Source organism: Streptomyces sp. CA-106110, assembly GCF_050936285.1.
GTDB lineage: Bacteria > Actinomycetota > Actinomycetes > Streptomycetales > Streptomycetaceae > Streptomyces.
Map to the genome: position 1 here is coordinate 962,857 of NZ_JBNJNB010000001.1, position 15,440 is coordinate 978,296.

Sequence of the window (15,440 nt, forward strand, 5' to 3'; positions counted from 1 at the left end):
TCGGTCGGTGGCCGTAGCGGTCGGTTCCGTCAGGCGGAGGCCTTGGCGACGCTCCAGCCGCCGTCCACGAGCAGGCTCGATCCGGTGATGTAGGAGGCTTCGTCGGCAGCGAGGAAGGCGACGGCGGCGGCGACTTCCTCGGGGGTGCCGAAGCGGCGGGCCGTGGTCTCCGCGACGCTGAGCTCACGGTCGGCCTGCGCCACCCGGTCCCAGGCTGCGGTCAGGATCGGCCCCGGCAGCACCGCGTTGACCCGGACGTCCGGGCCGTACTCGACGGCGAGCTGTCCGCACAGCGACAGCAGTGCGCCCTTGCTCGCCGCGTACGCCGGATGGCCCGGGATGCCCCGGTACGCGTGGACGGAGGAGACGAGCACCACCGCCCCGCCGTGCTCACGCAGGTCCGGCAGGGCGGCCTTGACGCCGAGGAAGGCACCGGTGAGGTTGACCGAGAGCTGCCGCTCCCAGGAGGCGAGGCTGGTCTCGTGGGCCGGCGCCACCGCCACTGTGTACGCGTTGCTGACCAGGACGCCCACGGGCCCGAAGCCATGGGCGGCAGTGATCACCCGCTGCCAGTCGGCCTCGCTGGCGACGTCGGCGGCGACGAAGAGGGCCCGGGCCCCGTCCTTGCGCAGCCGCTCGGCCGCCTCCTCGCCGCGTTCGGCGGCGATGTCGACGAGGACGACGGCCGCGCCCTCCCCTGCGAGGCGTGCCGCGGTGGCCGCGCCGATGCCCGACGCGGCGCCCGTGACGACCGCGACGCGGTTGGTGAAGCGGGCGGCTGGGTTCATGGGGTGGATCTTCTCCTGTTCGAAAGGCCGGTGGGGTGCAGATTCTTCCGCTGTCGTCACTGACGGGCCAGAACGGTCAACTCCGCGTCGTGTTCGGCGGTCCAGGCGAACGGCAGCCCCGAGTGGAGCAGATACACGCCGCTGTACCGGGTGCCGGTGGCGTTGTCGGTGTAGACGGCGTCCGGCGCGAGGCCGCGCAGCCGCAGCCGGGCGGGCCGTCCGGGCACCAGGGGCGCGCCGTCCAGCGGCCCGGTGTTCCAGGCCGTCACCACCACGCGGCCACCGCCCGGTTCCTCGTACTGGACACCGCACGTCGGGTCGGCGGGGCTGCCCAGCAGATGGACCTCGCCGTGGTGGACGACCTCCCGGATCTCCTTGTACCGGGCGACCCACTGCGCGGCCTCGGCCCGCTGTTCCGGCGTCCAGTGACGGATGTCGGCGCCGATGCCGAGCACGCCCGCCATGGCGTTGACGAAGCGGAAGGCGAGCGAGCGCGGCCGGGGGTCGAAGACGCCGGGGGCGTCGGTGACCCAGGAGCTCATGGTGTGCGGAGCGTGCGCGTGGAGGTAGCCGTACTGGATGCGCAGCCGGTCCATGGGCGCGGTGTTGTCGCTGGGCCACACCACGTCGGTGCGGGCGATCGTGGCGTGCTCGACGCGGGCGCCGCCGCCCGCACAGCCCTCGACCGTGACATGGGGGTGGGCGGTGCGCAGATGGTCCAGGACGCGGAGGTAGCCGGCGACGTGCGCGGCATCGAGGTCCTGCCGCTCCGGGTCGCTGCCCGCCGGGTGGCCGGGGCGGCCGCGCTCGGTGGGCGGGCGGTTCATGTCCCACTTGAGGTAGCCGATGGCGTGGGAGCCGAGCAGCCGGTCGAGGGTGCCGATGACGAACTCCTGGACGTCCTCGCGGCCGAGGTCGAGCAGAAGCTGGTTGCGCACGAGCGTGGCGGGGCGGCCGTCGATCCGGTAGACCCACTCGGGGTGTTCGGCGTAGAGCTTCGAGCGCGGGCTGATGCCTTCGGGCTCGACCCACAGGCCGAAGTCCATGCCGAGGGCGCGCACGTCCTCGATGAACCGGTCGAATCCGCCAGGGAATTCGGCCGGGTCCGGGTCCCAGTCGCCGAGGCCACCGGTGTCGTCGGGACGCCCGGTGAACCAGCCGTCGTCGACGACGAAGAGTTCCGCGCCCAGCTCGGCGGCGACCTTGGCGAGCTCCAGCTGGCCTGCGGCGTCGACGTCGAAGCCGGTGGCCTCCCAGGAGTTGTAGAGGACCTTGTGGGGCCGGTCGATACGCTCGCCGGTCAGGTGCCGCTCATAGCGGTGCCAGACGCGGGCCAGGCCGTCGAGACCGTCCGGGCTGAAGGCGCAGGCCAGGCGAGGCGTGACGAGGGTGGTACCGGGCGCGAGGCGGACGGCGCCCTCGTTCGGTACCCGCCCGGCGCGGACCCGTACGGCGCCTCCGGGCTCGGCGTCGGCGGTGATCCGCCAGTTGCCGGACCACTCCAGGGCGATGCCGTAGGTGGGGGTGGCTCCCTCGGCAGGGGCGGCGGCGTCCTGGACGGCGAGCCAGGGGTGGTAGGCGTGGCCCGCCGAGCCCTGGGTGCTCTCCATCTCGAAGCGCCCGCGCTCCAGTTCCACGTCCTTGAGCTGGAACTCCTGCGACCACTGGCCGGCCAGGTACGTGAGCCGCGCGCCGCCCTGGACGGGCACGTTGACGCCCGCGGAGTCGAAGCGCTCCAGGCGCACCTCGTCCTCGCCCGTGCAGGTCAGCTCCGTCCAGCGCAGGACGACGTCGGTGCCGGGCACCGTCTCGTAGCAGAGCGCGGTGCTCAGCCCGAGGAGGTCGTCGGCGAACTCCAGGCGCAGCGCGTGCTCGCCGTCCTGGGTGGCGCCGGTGAACCGCCACCAGCTGCCGCGGTCGCCGCCGGGGCGGGAGGCGACAAGGTCGGCGCCGGTGAACGGCCGCAGCCCGTACGGGATGTACTCCGCCGGGGCGGCGTCTGTGGGGGTGATGAAGTGGGTGCGGCGCGACCAGTCCAAGGGCGACGGCCCGTCCTCGGCGCCGTGCGGCCCCCAGGCGGCAAGCTCGGCCCAGCGTCCGTCGCCGCCGCGGGTGACGGCATAGGTGGTGGTGTCGGTACGCAGCAGCCACCGGTCGTGCGCGGTCACTTCACGGCTCCGAGGTTCAGTCCGGCCACGAAGTGGCGCTGGAAGCGGAGGAAGACGGCCACCGTCGGGGCGGCGGCGATCACCGAGCCGGCCGCGATCACGTTCCACATGGACACGTACTGGCCCTGCAGTCCGATCAGCGAGGCGGTGATGGGCATCTGGCTGTCGGTGCGCAGCACCGTGATGGCCCACAGCAGGTCGTTGAAGATCCAGGTGAACGACAGCGCGGTCAGCGCGGCCAGTGCCGGGCGGGCCAGCGGCAGGATGATCCGCCAGTAGATCTGCCACGGGCCCGCCCCGTCGATGACGGCGGCCTGCTGGATCTCGTTGGGGATCGCCCGCATGAAGCCGTGCAGGACGAAGACGTAGAAGCCGACGCCGAAGCCGACCTGCACGCCGATCAGGGCGTACAAATGGTCGTAGATGCCGAGCGCTTCGCTGACTTTGGCGACCGGGATCAGCAGGATCTGCGGGGGCAGCAGGTTGCCGCCGAGCATGAGCAGCAGCAGGCCGCGCCGGAAGGGCAGCTCGTAGCGGCTGAGCGCGAAGGCGGCCATGGAGGCGAGGCCGAGCGAGAGCAGCACGGTGGGGATGGTGACCACCAGGCTGTTGATGAGGGCGCGCTGCTGGCCGCCGTCCACCCACGCCTGGCGGAAGCTGTCGAAGGTGAACGAGTGCGGCCAGCTGCCGACGCCATGCGCGGCGATGTCGTCGAAGGTCCGGGTGCTGGTGACCAGTACGAGGGCGATCGGCAGCAGCCACAGCGCGGACAGCAGGCTCGCGGTGAGGTGGAAGCCGGCGGTGCGCAGCTTGCGGCCGTCCAGGACGGGGCGGCGGGGCGACGCGAGTTCGGCGGGGCCGGCCTGCCCCTCGATGTCCTCGGTGTGCCTGGTGGCGTGGGTGGCGGTCATCAGTCGGCCTCCCGGAAGGCGCGCACGAGGTAGCTCACGATGACGCCGAAGGCCAGCACGAAGATGACGACGGCGAGCGCGGAGCCGTATCCCAGGCGCAGGGACTGGAACGCGGTGGAGTACATATAGGTGCTCAGCAGTTCGGAGGAGTGGTAGGGGCCGCCGCGGGTGAGCGCCCACACCACATCGAACGAGCGCAGCGAGTCGATGATGATGACCGACAGGACCACCGCGTTGACGCTGCGAAGCTGCGGCAGTGTGACGTACCGGAACTGCTGCCAGCGAGTGGCGCCGTCGACCTTGGCCGCCTCGTAGAGGACGGGGTCGATGCCCTTGAGGCCGGCCAGGTACAGCACCATCACATAGCCGACCTGGCGCCACAGTGCGGGCACGATCACCGCGTAGAAGGCGGTGTCCTGGTCGGCGAGCCAGGCGTGCTTCCAGCCGCCGAGACCGATGGCCTCCAGCATGTTGTTGATCATGCCGTCCGGCTGGTACATGGCCTGCCACACCAGCGCGGTCGCCACCAGCGAGAAGACCACTGGCAGGAAGAGCGCCGCCCGGTAGAACCCGATGCCGCGCCGCTCCTTCTGGAGCAGCATCGCGGCACCGAGCCCGAGGGCGGCGGAGAGCCCGCCGAAGAGCAGCAGCCATAGCACCGTGTTGATCGCGGCGGTGCGGAAGACCGAGTCGTGCACCATCTCGCTGTAGTTGCCGAGGCCGACGAACTTCGCGGACCCCAGGCCGTCCCAGGACGTCAGGGAGAGGTAGAAGCCCTGGAGGGCCGGCCAGAAGACCCAGAACGCCTCGGCGAGCAGCGGGATGAGGACGAAGGCCAGGACCACCGGGGGCACCCGAGTGGCCCTGGACCGTCGTGTGGAGCCGATCAGCGCCATTGTCACTGGCTCCAGATCTTCTGTGCGCTGCGCTGCCACGTGGTGAGGATGGAGCCGATCTCCTTGGGCTTCGCCAGGTAGTGCACCAGCGCCGTGTCGGCGGTCGGCTGGAGGGCGTCGCTGGAGTCGCGGTTGAAGAACTGGGTGATCTCCGCGGCGCTCTCGACGAGCTTGCGGCCCTTGGCGACCAGCGGGGTGCCGGCGTCCTTGGCGTCGGGGTGGGTGGGCAGCACGGTGCCCGAGGAGCTCTTGATGTACAGCTCCTGCGACTCAGCGGTGGCCAGGTAGCGCAGCAACTCCTTGACGCCGTCGGCGCGCTTGCTGCGAGCGCTGGCGAAGTAGCCGTCGGTGGGCGCCTCTTCGGCGACCGGCACCTTCGGGTCGATGAAGGGGAACTGGAAGAAGTCCAGGTCGCCCAGGGCGTCCTTGGGCGCGGCGTCGGCGAAGAAGGTGCCGATGAGCATCATGCCGGTGCGGCCTTGGAGGAGGGCGGTGGTGGCGTCCTGGAAGGGGATCGCCGTGCCGTTGGGGTCGAAGTACGGGCGGGCCTCGTCCCACTTGTCGAAGACCTTGCGGACCTCGGGGCCGTCGAAACGGTGCTTCCCCGCGAGGAGTTCGCGGTGGAACGTGGCACCGTTGACGCGGATGTTGAGGTAGTCGAACCATGCCGAGGCGACCCACGGGGTGTCGCCGCCGGCGCCGAGGCCGATCGGGGCGACGCCCTTGCTCTTGAGCTTGTCGCACAGGCCGAGGAACTCGTCCCAGGTCTTGGGCTCCTGGACGCCCCACTTGGCGAAGTTGGACTTCCGGTAGAACATGCCCCACCAGTAGTAGCTGGTGGGCACGAAGACCTTCTTGCCGCTGGAGGCCGAGGTGCACAGCTTCTTCAACGCGTCGGAGTAGCCGGAGAGCTCGGGCTTCGTCCAGATGTCGTCGAGGTTGAGGAGCAGGTCCTTCTTGGCGTACGACTCGGCGACGGAACCGGGGTACCAGGTGTAGACGTCCGGCGGGTTGGCCGACGTGAGGTAGGTCGGCAGCTGTGTGCGGAAGGTCTCCGACGCGACGGTGTTGAGCTGCGCCTTGGTGTCGCCGCGCTTGTCGAAGGCGGCGACGATCTGCTGCATCGCGGTCTTGGCCTGCGGGGAGGAGAGGTTGGACTGCAGGGTCACGGGACCGCCGGACTTGCCTCCGGAGGAGGACGAGCTGTTGGTGACGCAGCTGCTGAGCAGCGCGCCGGCGCCGACTGCGCCCGTTCCTATGAGGAATCGGCGGCGGGTGGCGGTGAAGTCGGTCATCTGTCTACTCCCTAGGTGCCCACGGGACGGAGCTTGAGGCCCCCTGACGGCCCGGCTCCGGGCGCGGCAGGCACAGCCTGTCGCAGGGGTCAGGGCGCCGTCAAGATTAATTAGTAATTTATTTTCCGGAGGTGAGCCTCAGGGCCGGGAAGACCCTGAGGCACACCTGTTGCTGCTGGGTGATGCCGGGTGACGCGGTGGTGCGGTGGTGCGGATCGACGCGGGTCGAACCAGGTGGAGCGGGGTCGGCGCGCGAAGCTCAGAGTTCGGTCTGGTGGACGCGGCCGTCCACTCCGCGGAAGGCGGCCAGCACGCCACCTTCCGGCCCGGCCACGGCCCCGAGCGCGCCGTCGAAGGCACCGCTGACGAAGTCGTTGTCCTTGCTCCAGCCGGCCCAGTCGCCGGACGCGGTCCAGCTGCGCATCCACAGCGTGTAGTCACCGGCACGGGCATACAGGTGCACCGTGTCGCCGGACGCCACCAGCGTCGGGCTGCCACTGATCGTGCCGCCGAGAGCCGTCCAGTCGGACCAGGCGCCGGAGGCGTCGCGGGTCCGCGTCCAGACCGAGTCGTCCGGGGTGCGAACGGCCACGTGCAGCCGGCCCGCGTCGTCCACGACGCCCGACGGACGGCCGTAGAACGCCTTGTCCTGCGGGGCGCCCTGCGAGGTCCAGCCGGAGGCCGGGCCGCGCGACCACAGCTTGCCGTCCGCGCCGCGGGCGAAGACCGTCCAGTCGTCCGGACCCGCGAAGGCGACGGTCGGCGCGTCCGTCAGCGTGCCGCCCAGGTTCTCCCAGCGACCCCAGTGCCCGTTCGCATACACCCGCCGGTAGGCGGTGTCGTCGGTGCCGCGCACAAAGACGTCGATCCGTCCGCCGGCCGAGGCGTGCGCGGCGGGCTGGCCGAGGATGCGGCCGTGCGTCGGGCCGCCCAGGTCGGTGGTCTGGGCCTTGGACCAGTCACCGCCGCGCGCGGTCTGTGCGCGCAGGGACCCGTCCGTGCCACGGGTGAAGACGGTCAGGTCGTCGCCGTCGCGCACCAGCGCCGGGCTCGCCGAGGAACGGCCGGGCAGCTGCGCACCCGGGGCGTCGTCGGTGCCGGTCAGCTTGAGGAACGCGGTGCCGTGTGCGGGGACGCGCACCGTGTACGAGCCGGTGAAGGTACCGCGCGAGGTACGGGCCCGCAGGTCGCGGACGGCGACCTTGCCCGCAAGACCGGCGTCGGCGAAGTTCACCGTGCGGTCCTGCGCCTGGTCGGAGCGGTTGAGCAGGACGACCGCCCGCTTGCCCGCGCCCTGGAGCACCTTGCTGTAGACGTCGCCGACGGAGTCGGTGGCCACGCGGGCGCCCTGGATGCCCAGCGGGTCCTGGTCAACGGCGAGGATCTCGGGGTTGCGCAGCGTGTCGAGCATCGACTGCGGCAGTGTGCGCGGATCACTGCCGATGACCAGCGGCGAGGCCATCTCGGCCCACATCACGAACTGCGTGGTGGACTCCTCCTCGTTGAGCTCGTAGCCGCCTTCGGCGAGCTTGCGCATCGGGATGAGGTAGTCCGGGTCGTTCCAGTGCCCGGGGCCCTGCGCTTCGGGGTGCCAGGCGTTGGCGTCCATGCTGCGCAGGATGTTCGGCCACTCCCCCGCGGTCGGGTTGCCCCAGGCGAGGTCGGTGCCGGTGCGCCAGGAGTCGGCGATCGTCGGGCCGTAGACGAAGGTGTTGTGCGCGTCCTGCTCGGGGGTGTGCGGCATGCCCCAGTCGTCGGTGAGCGGGTTGCACAGGTTGAGCAGCATCTTCCGGCCGGACTTGGCGACGGCGGCGCTGAACTCCTTGAAGGCCGGGCCCGGGTCGATCCCCGCACCGATGCCGCAGAGGAAGTCGACCTTGATGGCGTCGACCTTCCAGCCGGCGAACTGGCGGGCGTCCTGCTCGTAGTGGCCGCGGCTGCCGAGGCCGCACCAATGGCCGCCGTCGTACTCACCCGCGTCGGTGTAGATGCCCGCCTTGAGGCCGCGGTTGTGAAGGTACGTCACCAGGGCGGGGATGCCGGAGGGGAAGCGCGTGGGGTTGGCCACGAGCCGGCCCGTCTCCGGGTCACGCGGCTGGTCCGCCTGCCAACCGCCGTCCAGCCAGACGATGTTGTAGCCGCTGTCGCGCAGCCCGCTGCTGACGAGGTAGTCGGCGACCTTCTTGACCTGGTCCTCGGTCGGGGCGCCGAGCCCGTAGTAGGTGTTCCATCCCATGTACGGCGTGGGTGCGAGGCCGCTGTCGTAGTACTGCGGCGCGCCTTGGTCGTCCGCGGCATGTGCCGCCGGAACCGCCGACCCGACCAGCACCGCGGCGCCGAGCACCGCCGCGGTCCGCCGCACACGCGCCATCTCTGCACGATGCGAAGCCACTGAAGTCTCCCGATAGTTGGGGGTACGGGGCACCGCACTCCGGTCGTACCGGGCGCCGGTGCCACGGCCGAAACTGTGCCCAGGCCCCTGAAGCCTGTCAATATTAATTGCTAATTAACTTAAAAACGGGATCGCGCAGTGATGCAGCCACTGCTCCCTGGGCGGTCTCGATGGGTACGGCGATGTCCCAGCCCCGGCACCGGACGGCCTCGAACCGCCGCGTGCGGCAACGGTTCGCCGGCGTACGGCGCCTGCGGCCGCACCGCAACGGGGTGCTGTCCGGCGGCCGTACCCGTTGCGCCGGCGGGTCACCGGCGCGCTGCCGGAGGCGGAGCCAGGGCGTCGCCAATGGAGAGGGACCGCCCGGTCTGCCCGCACTCAGGCAGAAGCCGGAGCGGTCGAGATCACTCTCGGAGCCGGTGGAGCTGCACGAGCCCACCGCGATTGCGCCCGGCCGCCGGAGTGGCGAAGTACTGAAGCGTGTAGAGGTTGTCGCCGCTCTCGGCATGGTCATAGCCGGAGTGACAGGCGATCGCGATGAAGGGGGGACTCATGAAGGTTCTCCTCCTGGCAGTGGGGTGACCGACTCCCTCTGGGAGCGGGATGGCGACGATCACCCGGCATGGCGGCTCGGAATCGACCTGCATCTACCAGGACCGGACGACCTTGCCCTCTGTGACGGCGAAGGGGGTGGCCTGTGAGAATGAGCACCTCATACGCCATGGGCAGGCCCCGCGGCGGCACAGCCGCCACGTTCGGCCGACGGCGAGGGCCTGCCGCTCGCGATGACCGCCACCCGGGCGATGTGCAGGCCCGAGGCCGCACCTGAGCTGGTGAAGGCGTTCCTGGCCGACCCGGGCCGCACCCCCGCCCGTCAAGCACTCTCGGCAAGTGACAGACCGTCACCACACTTGGTGGGGTCATCCGCCGTCGCACTCGTCCTCATCACGTGGCTCTCTCTGGGAAGAAACGCACTGATTCAGGACAACCCGGTCGTGCTGACTGTATGACGGCGGCGCGCAGGCGGCGGGTGTCGCAGTTGGAACATGTCGCAGTTGCGACACCCGAGGTCAGTGACAGGTTGAGCATCATCAACGGATGCTTTCGCACAGCTTTTGCCCCTCCAGCTGTACGAGAGGTGTCTCACTGATGTCTAGAATCCGCCCAACGGCGGCTATATCGACGGGATTGTTGCTGGTCGCCGGAGCTGTGCCAGCCGTATTCGCGGGGCAGTCGGCAGCCGCCGGGACCCCCGCTCATCCCGCTGCCGTGCCGGGGGCCACCTCCGCGACCGTGCGACTGGTGACCGGTGACCGGGTGACCGTGACCACACTGCCCGGGGGACGGCACACCGCGTCGGTGCAGCCCGGACCCGGGCGCGAGCACATCCCCTTCCAGACGCTGGAAGGGAGCGACAAGCAGCTGATCGTGATGCCGTTCGACGCCCAGGCGCTGGTGTCGGCCGGCACCCTGGACCGGCGGCTGTTCAATGTGACGGCACTGATCGCCGAGGGCTACGACGAGGCGCACACCTCCGCCCTGCCGTTGATCGTCTCCTCTCAGCCGGAACCGTCACGGGAGGGGGCCCGGGTCACCGCACAGGCAGCGAAGACAGCCTCGGCCACTGCCGACCGGCTGGTGGCGCTCAACACGGCCGCGACGCCCTCCCGCCGACTGGACAGCATCCACGCGCGGTCGGTGCGGGTCTCCGGCCACGACCTGGGGAAGTTCTGGAAGACGCTCAACCCCAGTGGAGCGTCGGACACCGCCCGCACCACGGTCACCCCGCGCATCTCGCTGGACGGCAAGGTCAAGGCCCTGCTGGACCGGAGCACCGCGCAGATCAACGCCCCCACCGCCTGGAAGGCCGGCTACGAAGGCCAGGGCGTCAAGGTGGCCGTGCTGGACACCGGTGTCGACGCCCATCACCCCGACCTCGCCGGCCGCATCGCGGAGGCCAAGGACTTCTCCGGCAGCGGGAACACCGACGACCACTTCGGCCACGGCACGCACGTCGCCTCGATCGTCGGCGGCACCGGCGCCGCGTCCAACGGCACCCGACGCGGTGTCGCGCCCAAGGCCGACCTGCTGATCGGCAAGGTGCTGGACGACAACGGCTACGGCGACGAGTCCGGCATCATCGCCGGCATGGAGTGGGCGACCGCCGAGCACGCCAAAGTCGTCAACATGAGCCTCGGTGCGGACGAGCAGACCGACGGCACCGACCCGCTCAGCCAGGCCGTCGACAACCTGACCGCCTCCACCGGCACGCTCTTCGTCGTCGCGGCGGGCAACTCGGGCCCGGGCCAGTACACCGTCGGCACACCGGGCGCAGCCGATGCCGCGCTGACCGTGGGCGCCGTCGACCGCGACGACTCCCTGGCCTCCTTCTCCAGCCGTGGCCCGCGCTTCGGCGACGCCGCGGTCAAGCCCGACGTGACCGCCCCCGGCGTGGGCATCGTCGCCGCCCGCGCGGCCGGCACCACCCTGGGCGACCCGATCGACGCCAACTACGTGGCGCTGTCCGGGACCTCCATGGCCACCCCGCACGTCGCCGGCGCCGCCGCGCTGCTGGCCCAGCAGCACCCGGACTGGAGCGCCCAGCAGCTCAAGGACACCCTGATCAGCACCGCGCACACGGTGCCGGGCACCAAGGTGACCGAGCAGGGCGGCGGCCGCATCGACGTGGCCGCGGCCATGGGCCCGGTCACGGCCACCGGCTCGGTCACCCTCGCCCCGCTGACCACCGGTGGCACGCAGGGGCAGCCGCAGGCGACCACCCTTCACTACACCAACACCAGCGATCACCCGCTCACCCTCTCCCTGGCCGCCAACCTGGCCACCGAGACCGGGCACGCGATCCCCGACGGGGTGGTCAGCCTCGACTCCAGCACCGTGCAACTGGCCCCCGGTGCCACCGCCGACGTGCCGCTGCACACCGACGCGGCCCACGCAGTCCGCGGCAAGTTCTACGGATACATCACCGCGAAGTCCGCCGACGGCACCGTGCTCGCCCACACCACCGTCTCCCTCGTGGTGCACGCCCCCCAGCACCGGCTGACCGTGGTCTACCGCGACCGCAACGGCAAGGTCGTGCCTGGCTCGCTGCCGACCATCTGGGGCCCCGACGGGTTCGTGGACTACACGGACCGCGACGCGGGAGTCGCCGTCGTGGAAGAGGGCACGTACAACGTCAACACCGGTTTCTACGACCGGACCGATGACGGCGAAGAGGTCGGCCAGATCGTCGACCCCGAGGTGAAGGTCACCAAGGACATGACGGTGACCCTGGACGCCTCAAAGGCCACCGAGGTGAAGATCCGCACGCCGCGCCCCGCCGAGCAGCACGGCGTTCTCAGCACCAACTTCTACCGTCAGATCGACGGTCAGAGCCTGCTCCAGGGCTCCATGTTCTTCGACACCGTCAAGCGGCTCTATGTCAGCCCCACGGCTCCGGTCACCGACGGTTCCTTCGAGTTCTCCTCGCGCTGGCAGATGACGGCCCCCCAACTGCGGGCCAAGGTCGCGGGCAGCGCGCAGCAGTTCGCGCCGTACTACCAGGCGACCTCCCCGGTCTTCGGGGACCAGGGCGCGCGGCTGACCGCTGTGGCCGCCGGCCTGGCGGCGGCGCCCGACTTCCGCGGGGCGCGCGGCAAGCTGGCCGTCGTACGGGACGACAACTCCACCTGGTTCGACCGACGGGCTCTCGCGCAGACCGCGGCGGCCGCGGGAGCCAAGGCGGTGCTTCTGGTGCAGCCCGAGGGCTTCTCCGACTGGACCCGGTGGCAGCCCAACGGTGACCGGATGGCCCTGCCCACCATGCAGACCTCCTTCAAGATCGGGACGGCTCTGCTGGACCGCATGGCGAAGGGCGCCACGACGGTGGAGTTCTCCGGCACGGTCCGCAGCCCGTACCTGTACGACGTGATGCAGGTCTCGAAGGGCTCCATTCCCAAGCAGGTGGTCTACACCGTCTCGGACCGGAACAGCGCGGAGGTCCACAGCACCTACACCCGCACCGGTGCAACGGACTGGGAGAGCGAGCAGCGTTTCGCGTGGCGGCCGTTCCAGGACACCGCGTGGGACCAGTACAGCCGCTACGTTCCGGTGGGACAGGAACGCGTCGAGTACGTGAGCACCGGAGACACGCAGTGGCAGCACGTAGTGCACCACAACGTCGTCTTCGACCCCGACCTCCCGCTCGGGGCCGGCATGCACGACGCGCCGCACACCTACCAGCCCGGCCAGAGCGCCACGGAGCGGTGGTTCGGAGCAGTGGTCCGCCCGTCGATCCCGCACGGTAAGGGCCTGCCATCGGTGCGCAACGGCGACACCCTGTCGGTCTACGTTCCGGAATTCAACGACTCCGGTGCCGACCACTGGTCGTTCGCGGAGAGCGACCCCTTCGGCGGAATCGGCGGAATCGGCGGCGGCGCCGGCACGGCTTCCGTCGACGACACGGCCAAGGCGGAGCTGTACCGCAACGGTGAGCAGATCGCCACGTCCGACAACGGTGCGTGGGGCAACTTCGAGGTGCCCGCGGGCGACGCCGAGTACCGACTGGACCTGACGACCGCCCGCACCTCGGACGACTGGCGCTTCGGCACCGGCACGCACACGTCGTGGACGTTCCACTCGGACACCGCGGCCGACACGACCCTGCTGCCGCTGCTCCAGGTCGACTACAACGTACCGGTCGACGCACAGAACGCGGTCGGCCCGGCGCGCACGCACGCCCTCGGCCTGACCGTCCGCATGCAGGACGGCATGACAACGCCCCGCGGGGTGACGCTCAAGGTCGAGGCGTCGTACGACGACGGGAAGAGCTGGACCACCGCGCGCACCGCGCGGCACGGCGGTGACGGGCAGTTCACCTCCACCGTGACGCGCCCGTCGAGCGTGCACGGCGACGCCTACGTGACGCTGCGGGTCACCGCCACGGACGCCGCCGGCAACAGCGTCCAGCAGACCGTGAACCGCGCCTACCTGCACCACGGGACCGCATGAGCCGCCGAGATCGCTGACGCGGACTGACACGGCTTAGCCACGGCGGGTGCCAGGGCCCTTGAGGCCTTGGCACCCGCCGTGCCATGCGGCCCGGCCGAAGGGCTTGGCCTCACCAGGCAGAGAGTCGGTCCGTTCGTCGGACTACCACCCGAACTCGGGCGTCGACCTGTGCCGCCAACCAAGCGACCCGCTCATCGTCCCCTGGGCGTGTATGAACGAAGACAGTGTGCTCGGCTGCCCACTCTTCACAGTGGATGTCGTGGCTGTTGCACGCGATCTGCAACTCAGCGTACTTGTACTCCTCTGCCAACCCGAGGTCAGGCACCGAAGGCCACCTCAGGTTGTGCCAGAGGACATAACACCGGGTGATGTCCGCCCAGGTCCCCAGAGCCTCGCGCACTTGCGCGAAGGTCCCGGCGCCCAGGCACACGCGCGCCGGCAAGCCGGCACCGTCCGTTCCGTACGACGTGACGTCCACTCCCGGGAAGGCGTCAGTCAAACGCCGCAGGTCATCATCGTTGCGCGCCCAGGCATCCAGGTAGCAGCCGCTCGGCTCGTACCAGGACGCGACCGACAGCAACCGCTGCGCGAGGCTCAACGCCTCAGCCAAGTCCGCAGTCCGCAACACGGGCCACGCACGTGTGTTCCCCATGTCGGTATCCTGCCAGAGCGATCTTGCTTCGGGCACGCGCAGCCACGCCTGCCCTTCGGCGCCGGCGAGCACCGACTCTGACCGGGCCCCGTGAAAGCCGCAGAGCGACAGGGAATGTCTTCTCGCCGTTGTTGTGCCACTGGCAGAGCGGCTCCAGGTTGTCCAGCCCTGTCTCTTCTTCCGTGCCGCGCGAGGCAGACGGCGCAGGGCGCGTCACAGATACGGGCCCTGCCCTGTCTTCACTACGACGCAAGTCGTGTGAACCCGGAATCGACGAACGCGGTCACCGCCGAACGAGAGGTCCGTACACCGGCCCAAAGGCGGTGGGCGATGCGAGATCGTTCGTTCCGGGGCAGCCCTACGGAGGTGCAGCACAGTGTCGGAGAGCGACTCAGTGGACAGGACTGCCGAGCAGGAGAGCCCGGCGACGTTCGGGCCCAGGTTGGTGCAGAACACCAACCCGCCCTTCATCCCCGAGGGTGCTGCGCGGATGACCTTCCTCGTCGAACGGCTTCCCGGTCACCCCGGAATTCCTCCGCACCGCCGCTCGGGGCCGTGTTTCGGCTACCACGAACTGGTGAAGCGGGCCCACCCGCGCGCCCCGCAGGCTGACCCGCCATTTCGGCACGGGAAGGCTGACAACGGCTGACACAATGACCGCACACTCCGGAGACCGCGCCTCCCGATCGAGCTCCGCTCCCGGCGCTGCTCATCGCCTCGACGCCAGCTTGCGTCACGAGCAGCTGGTGTTCGCCAGGATGCGCACGTCGCAGGACCGGTTCGCCGACGCGATCACCGCCCTCGCGGGCACGATGGGGTTCGTCTACGTCCATGCCGTCTGGTTTGCGGTGTGGATCGCTCTCAACCTCGGGCTGTTCGGCTCGTCAGCGGTCTTCGACCCCTATCCGTTCGGGCTCCTCACCACGATCGTGAGCCTGGAGGCCATCTTCCTGTCCACGTTCGTGATGGTGAGCCAGAATCGGCAAGCCGTACGAGAGAAGGTGCGGGCCGATCTGGATTTCGAGACCAATCTTCGCGCCGAAGTCTGGGCGGTGCACACGGGCAAGGCACTCGGCCTGAATCCGGAGGAGATCGAGCGTCACGTCCAGGAGATCATCCAGCAGAGCAAGAGTGCGTTGGACCCGGGGTCCGGGGTACAGCCGGTGGACCCAGAGGCCCTGTGAACGTTGCCTGGAGACCGGCTGCGCCGACGACGCGCCGGGGCGGCTTCATGCGGGCCCGGAGCCGACGCACTCACTGCCCTGATCGCTCACACCACTCAGGGAAAGGCCATCGGCCACGGCCACCGGGGCACGGCCTGGCGGGGGCGG

Annotated in this window: 11 protein-coding genes; 3 read left to right on the forward strand and 8 right to left on the reverse strand. The window is 70.1% G+C overall.

Going from position 1 to position 15,440, the window contains the following annotated elements:
- Positions 1 to 29: 29 nt before the first annotated feature.
- The 7 genes from ACQEXA_RS04615 to ACQEXA_RS04645 form a co-directional block, all read right to left on the reverse strand.
- A complete protein-coding gene (locus ACQEXA_RS04615) occupies positions 30 to 788 on the reverse strand; it encodes an SDR family NAD(P)-dependent oxidoreductase (protein WP_433128776.1) in 759 nt (252 codons plus the stop codon).
- Positions 789 to 844: 56 nt separating this feature from the next.
- Positions 845 to 2,956: an alpha-galactosidase gene (locus ACQEXA_RS04620; RefSeq protein ID WP_433128778.1), complete on the reverse strand. Its 2,112-nt coding sequence runs from the start codon at positions 2,954 to 2,956 to the stop codon at positions 845 to 847.
- Positions 2,953 to 3,867, reverse strand: a complete 915-nt coding sequence (locus ACQEXA_RS04625; RefSeq protein WP_432936989.1) for a carbohydrate ABC transporter permease — start codon at positions 3,865 to 3,867, stop codon at positions 2,953 to 2,955. Before ACQEXA_RS04625 ends, ACQEXA_RS04620 begins: the two co-directional genes overlap by 4 nt.
- Positions 3,867 to 4,763: a carbohydrate ABC transporter permease gene (locus ACQEXA_RS04630; protein WP_359393678.1), complete on the reverse strand. Its 897-nt coding sequence runs from the start codon at positions 4,761 to 4,763 to the stop codon at positions 3,867 to 3,869. Before ACQEXA_RS04630 ends, ACQEXA_RS04625 begins: the two co-directional genes overlap by 1 nt.
- Before the next feature lie 2 nt (positions 4,764 to 4,765).
- The gene (locus tag ACQEXA_RS04635) at positions 4,766 to 6,058 is read right to left on the reverse strand and encodes an ABC transporter substrate-binding protein (protein WP_433128780.1); all 1,293 of its coding nucleotides are present in this window, start codon (positions 6,056 to 6,058) and stop codon (positions 4,766 to 4,768) included.
- A 259-nt stretch (positions 6,059 to 6,317) separates the two neighbouring features.
- Entirely contained in the window at positions 6,318 to 8,429 is a 2,112-nt protein-coding gene (locus ACQEXA_RS04640) for a glycoside hydrolase family 27 protein (protein WP_433128782.1), read from the reverse strand.
- A gap of 425 nt (positions 8,430 to 8,854) precedes the next feature.
- Complete coding sequence (locus ACQEXA_RS04645) at positions 8,855 to 9,004, reverse strand: hypothetical protein (RefSeq protein ID WP_432936981.1); 150 nt, start codon at positions 9,002 to 9,004, stop codon at positions 8,855 to 8,857.
- Positions 9,005 to 9,599: 595 nt separating this feature from the next.
- On the opposite strand from ACQEXA_RS04645, the gene ACQEXA_RS04650 reads away from it, so the two are divergent.
- On the forward strand, positions 9,600 to 13,457 hold the full coding sequence (locus ACQEXA_RS04650) for a S8 family peptidase (protein ID WP_432936978.1): 3,858 nt from the start codon (positions 9,600 to 9,602) through the stop codon (positions 13,455 to 13,457).
- 109 nt (positions 13,458 to 13,566) lie between these two features.
- Here ACQEXA_RS04650 and ACQEXA_RS04655 read toward each other — a convergent pair whose 3' ends face one another.
- On the reverse strand, positions 13,567 to 14,181 hold the full coding sequence (locus ACQEXA_RS04655) for a hypothetical protein (protein ID WP_432936976.1): 615 nt from the start codon (positions 14,179 to 14,181) through the stop codon (positions 13,567 to 13,569).
- A 304-nt stretch (positions 14,182 to 14,485) separates the two neighbouring features.
- Between ACQEXA_RS04655 and ACQEXA_RS04660 the strand changes: the two genes are divergently transcribed.
- On the forward strand, positions 14,486 to 14,758 hold the full coding sequence (locus tag ACQEXA_RS04660; RefSeq protein WP_432936973.1) for a hypothetical protein: 273 nt from the start codon (positions 14,486 to 14,488) through the stop codon (positions 14,756 to 14,758).
- A 79-nt stretch (positions 14,759 to 14,837) separates the two neighbouring features.
- Positions 14,838 to 15,293, forward strand: a complete 456-nt coding sequence (locus ACQEXA_RS04665) for a DUF1003 domain-containing protein (RefSeq protein ID WP_432936971.1) — start codon at positions 14,838 to 14,840, stop codon at positions 15,291 to 15,293.
- Positions 15,294 to 15,440 lie beyond the last annotated feature (147 nt).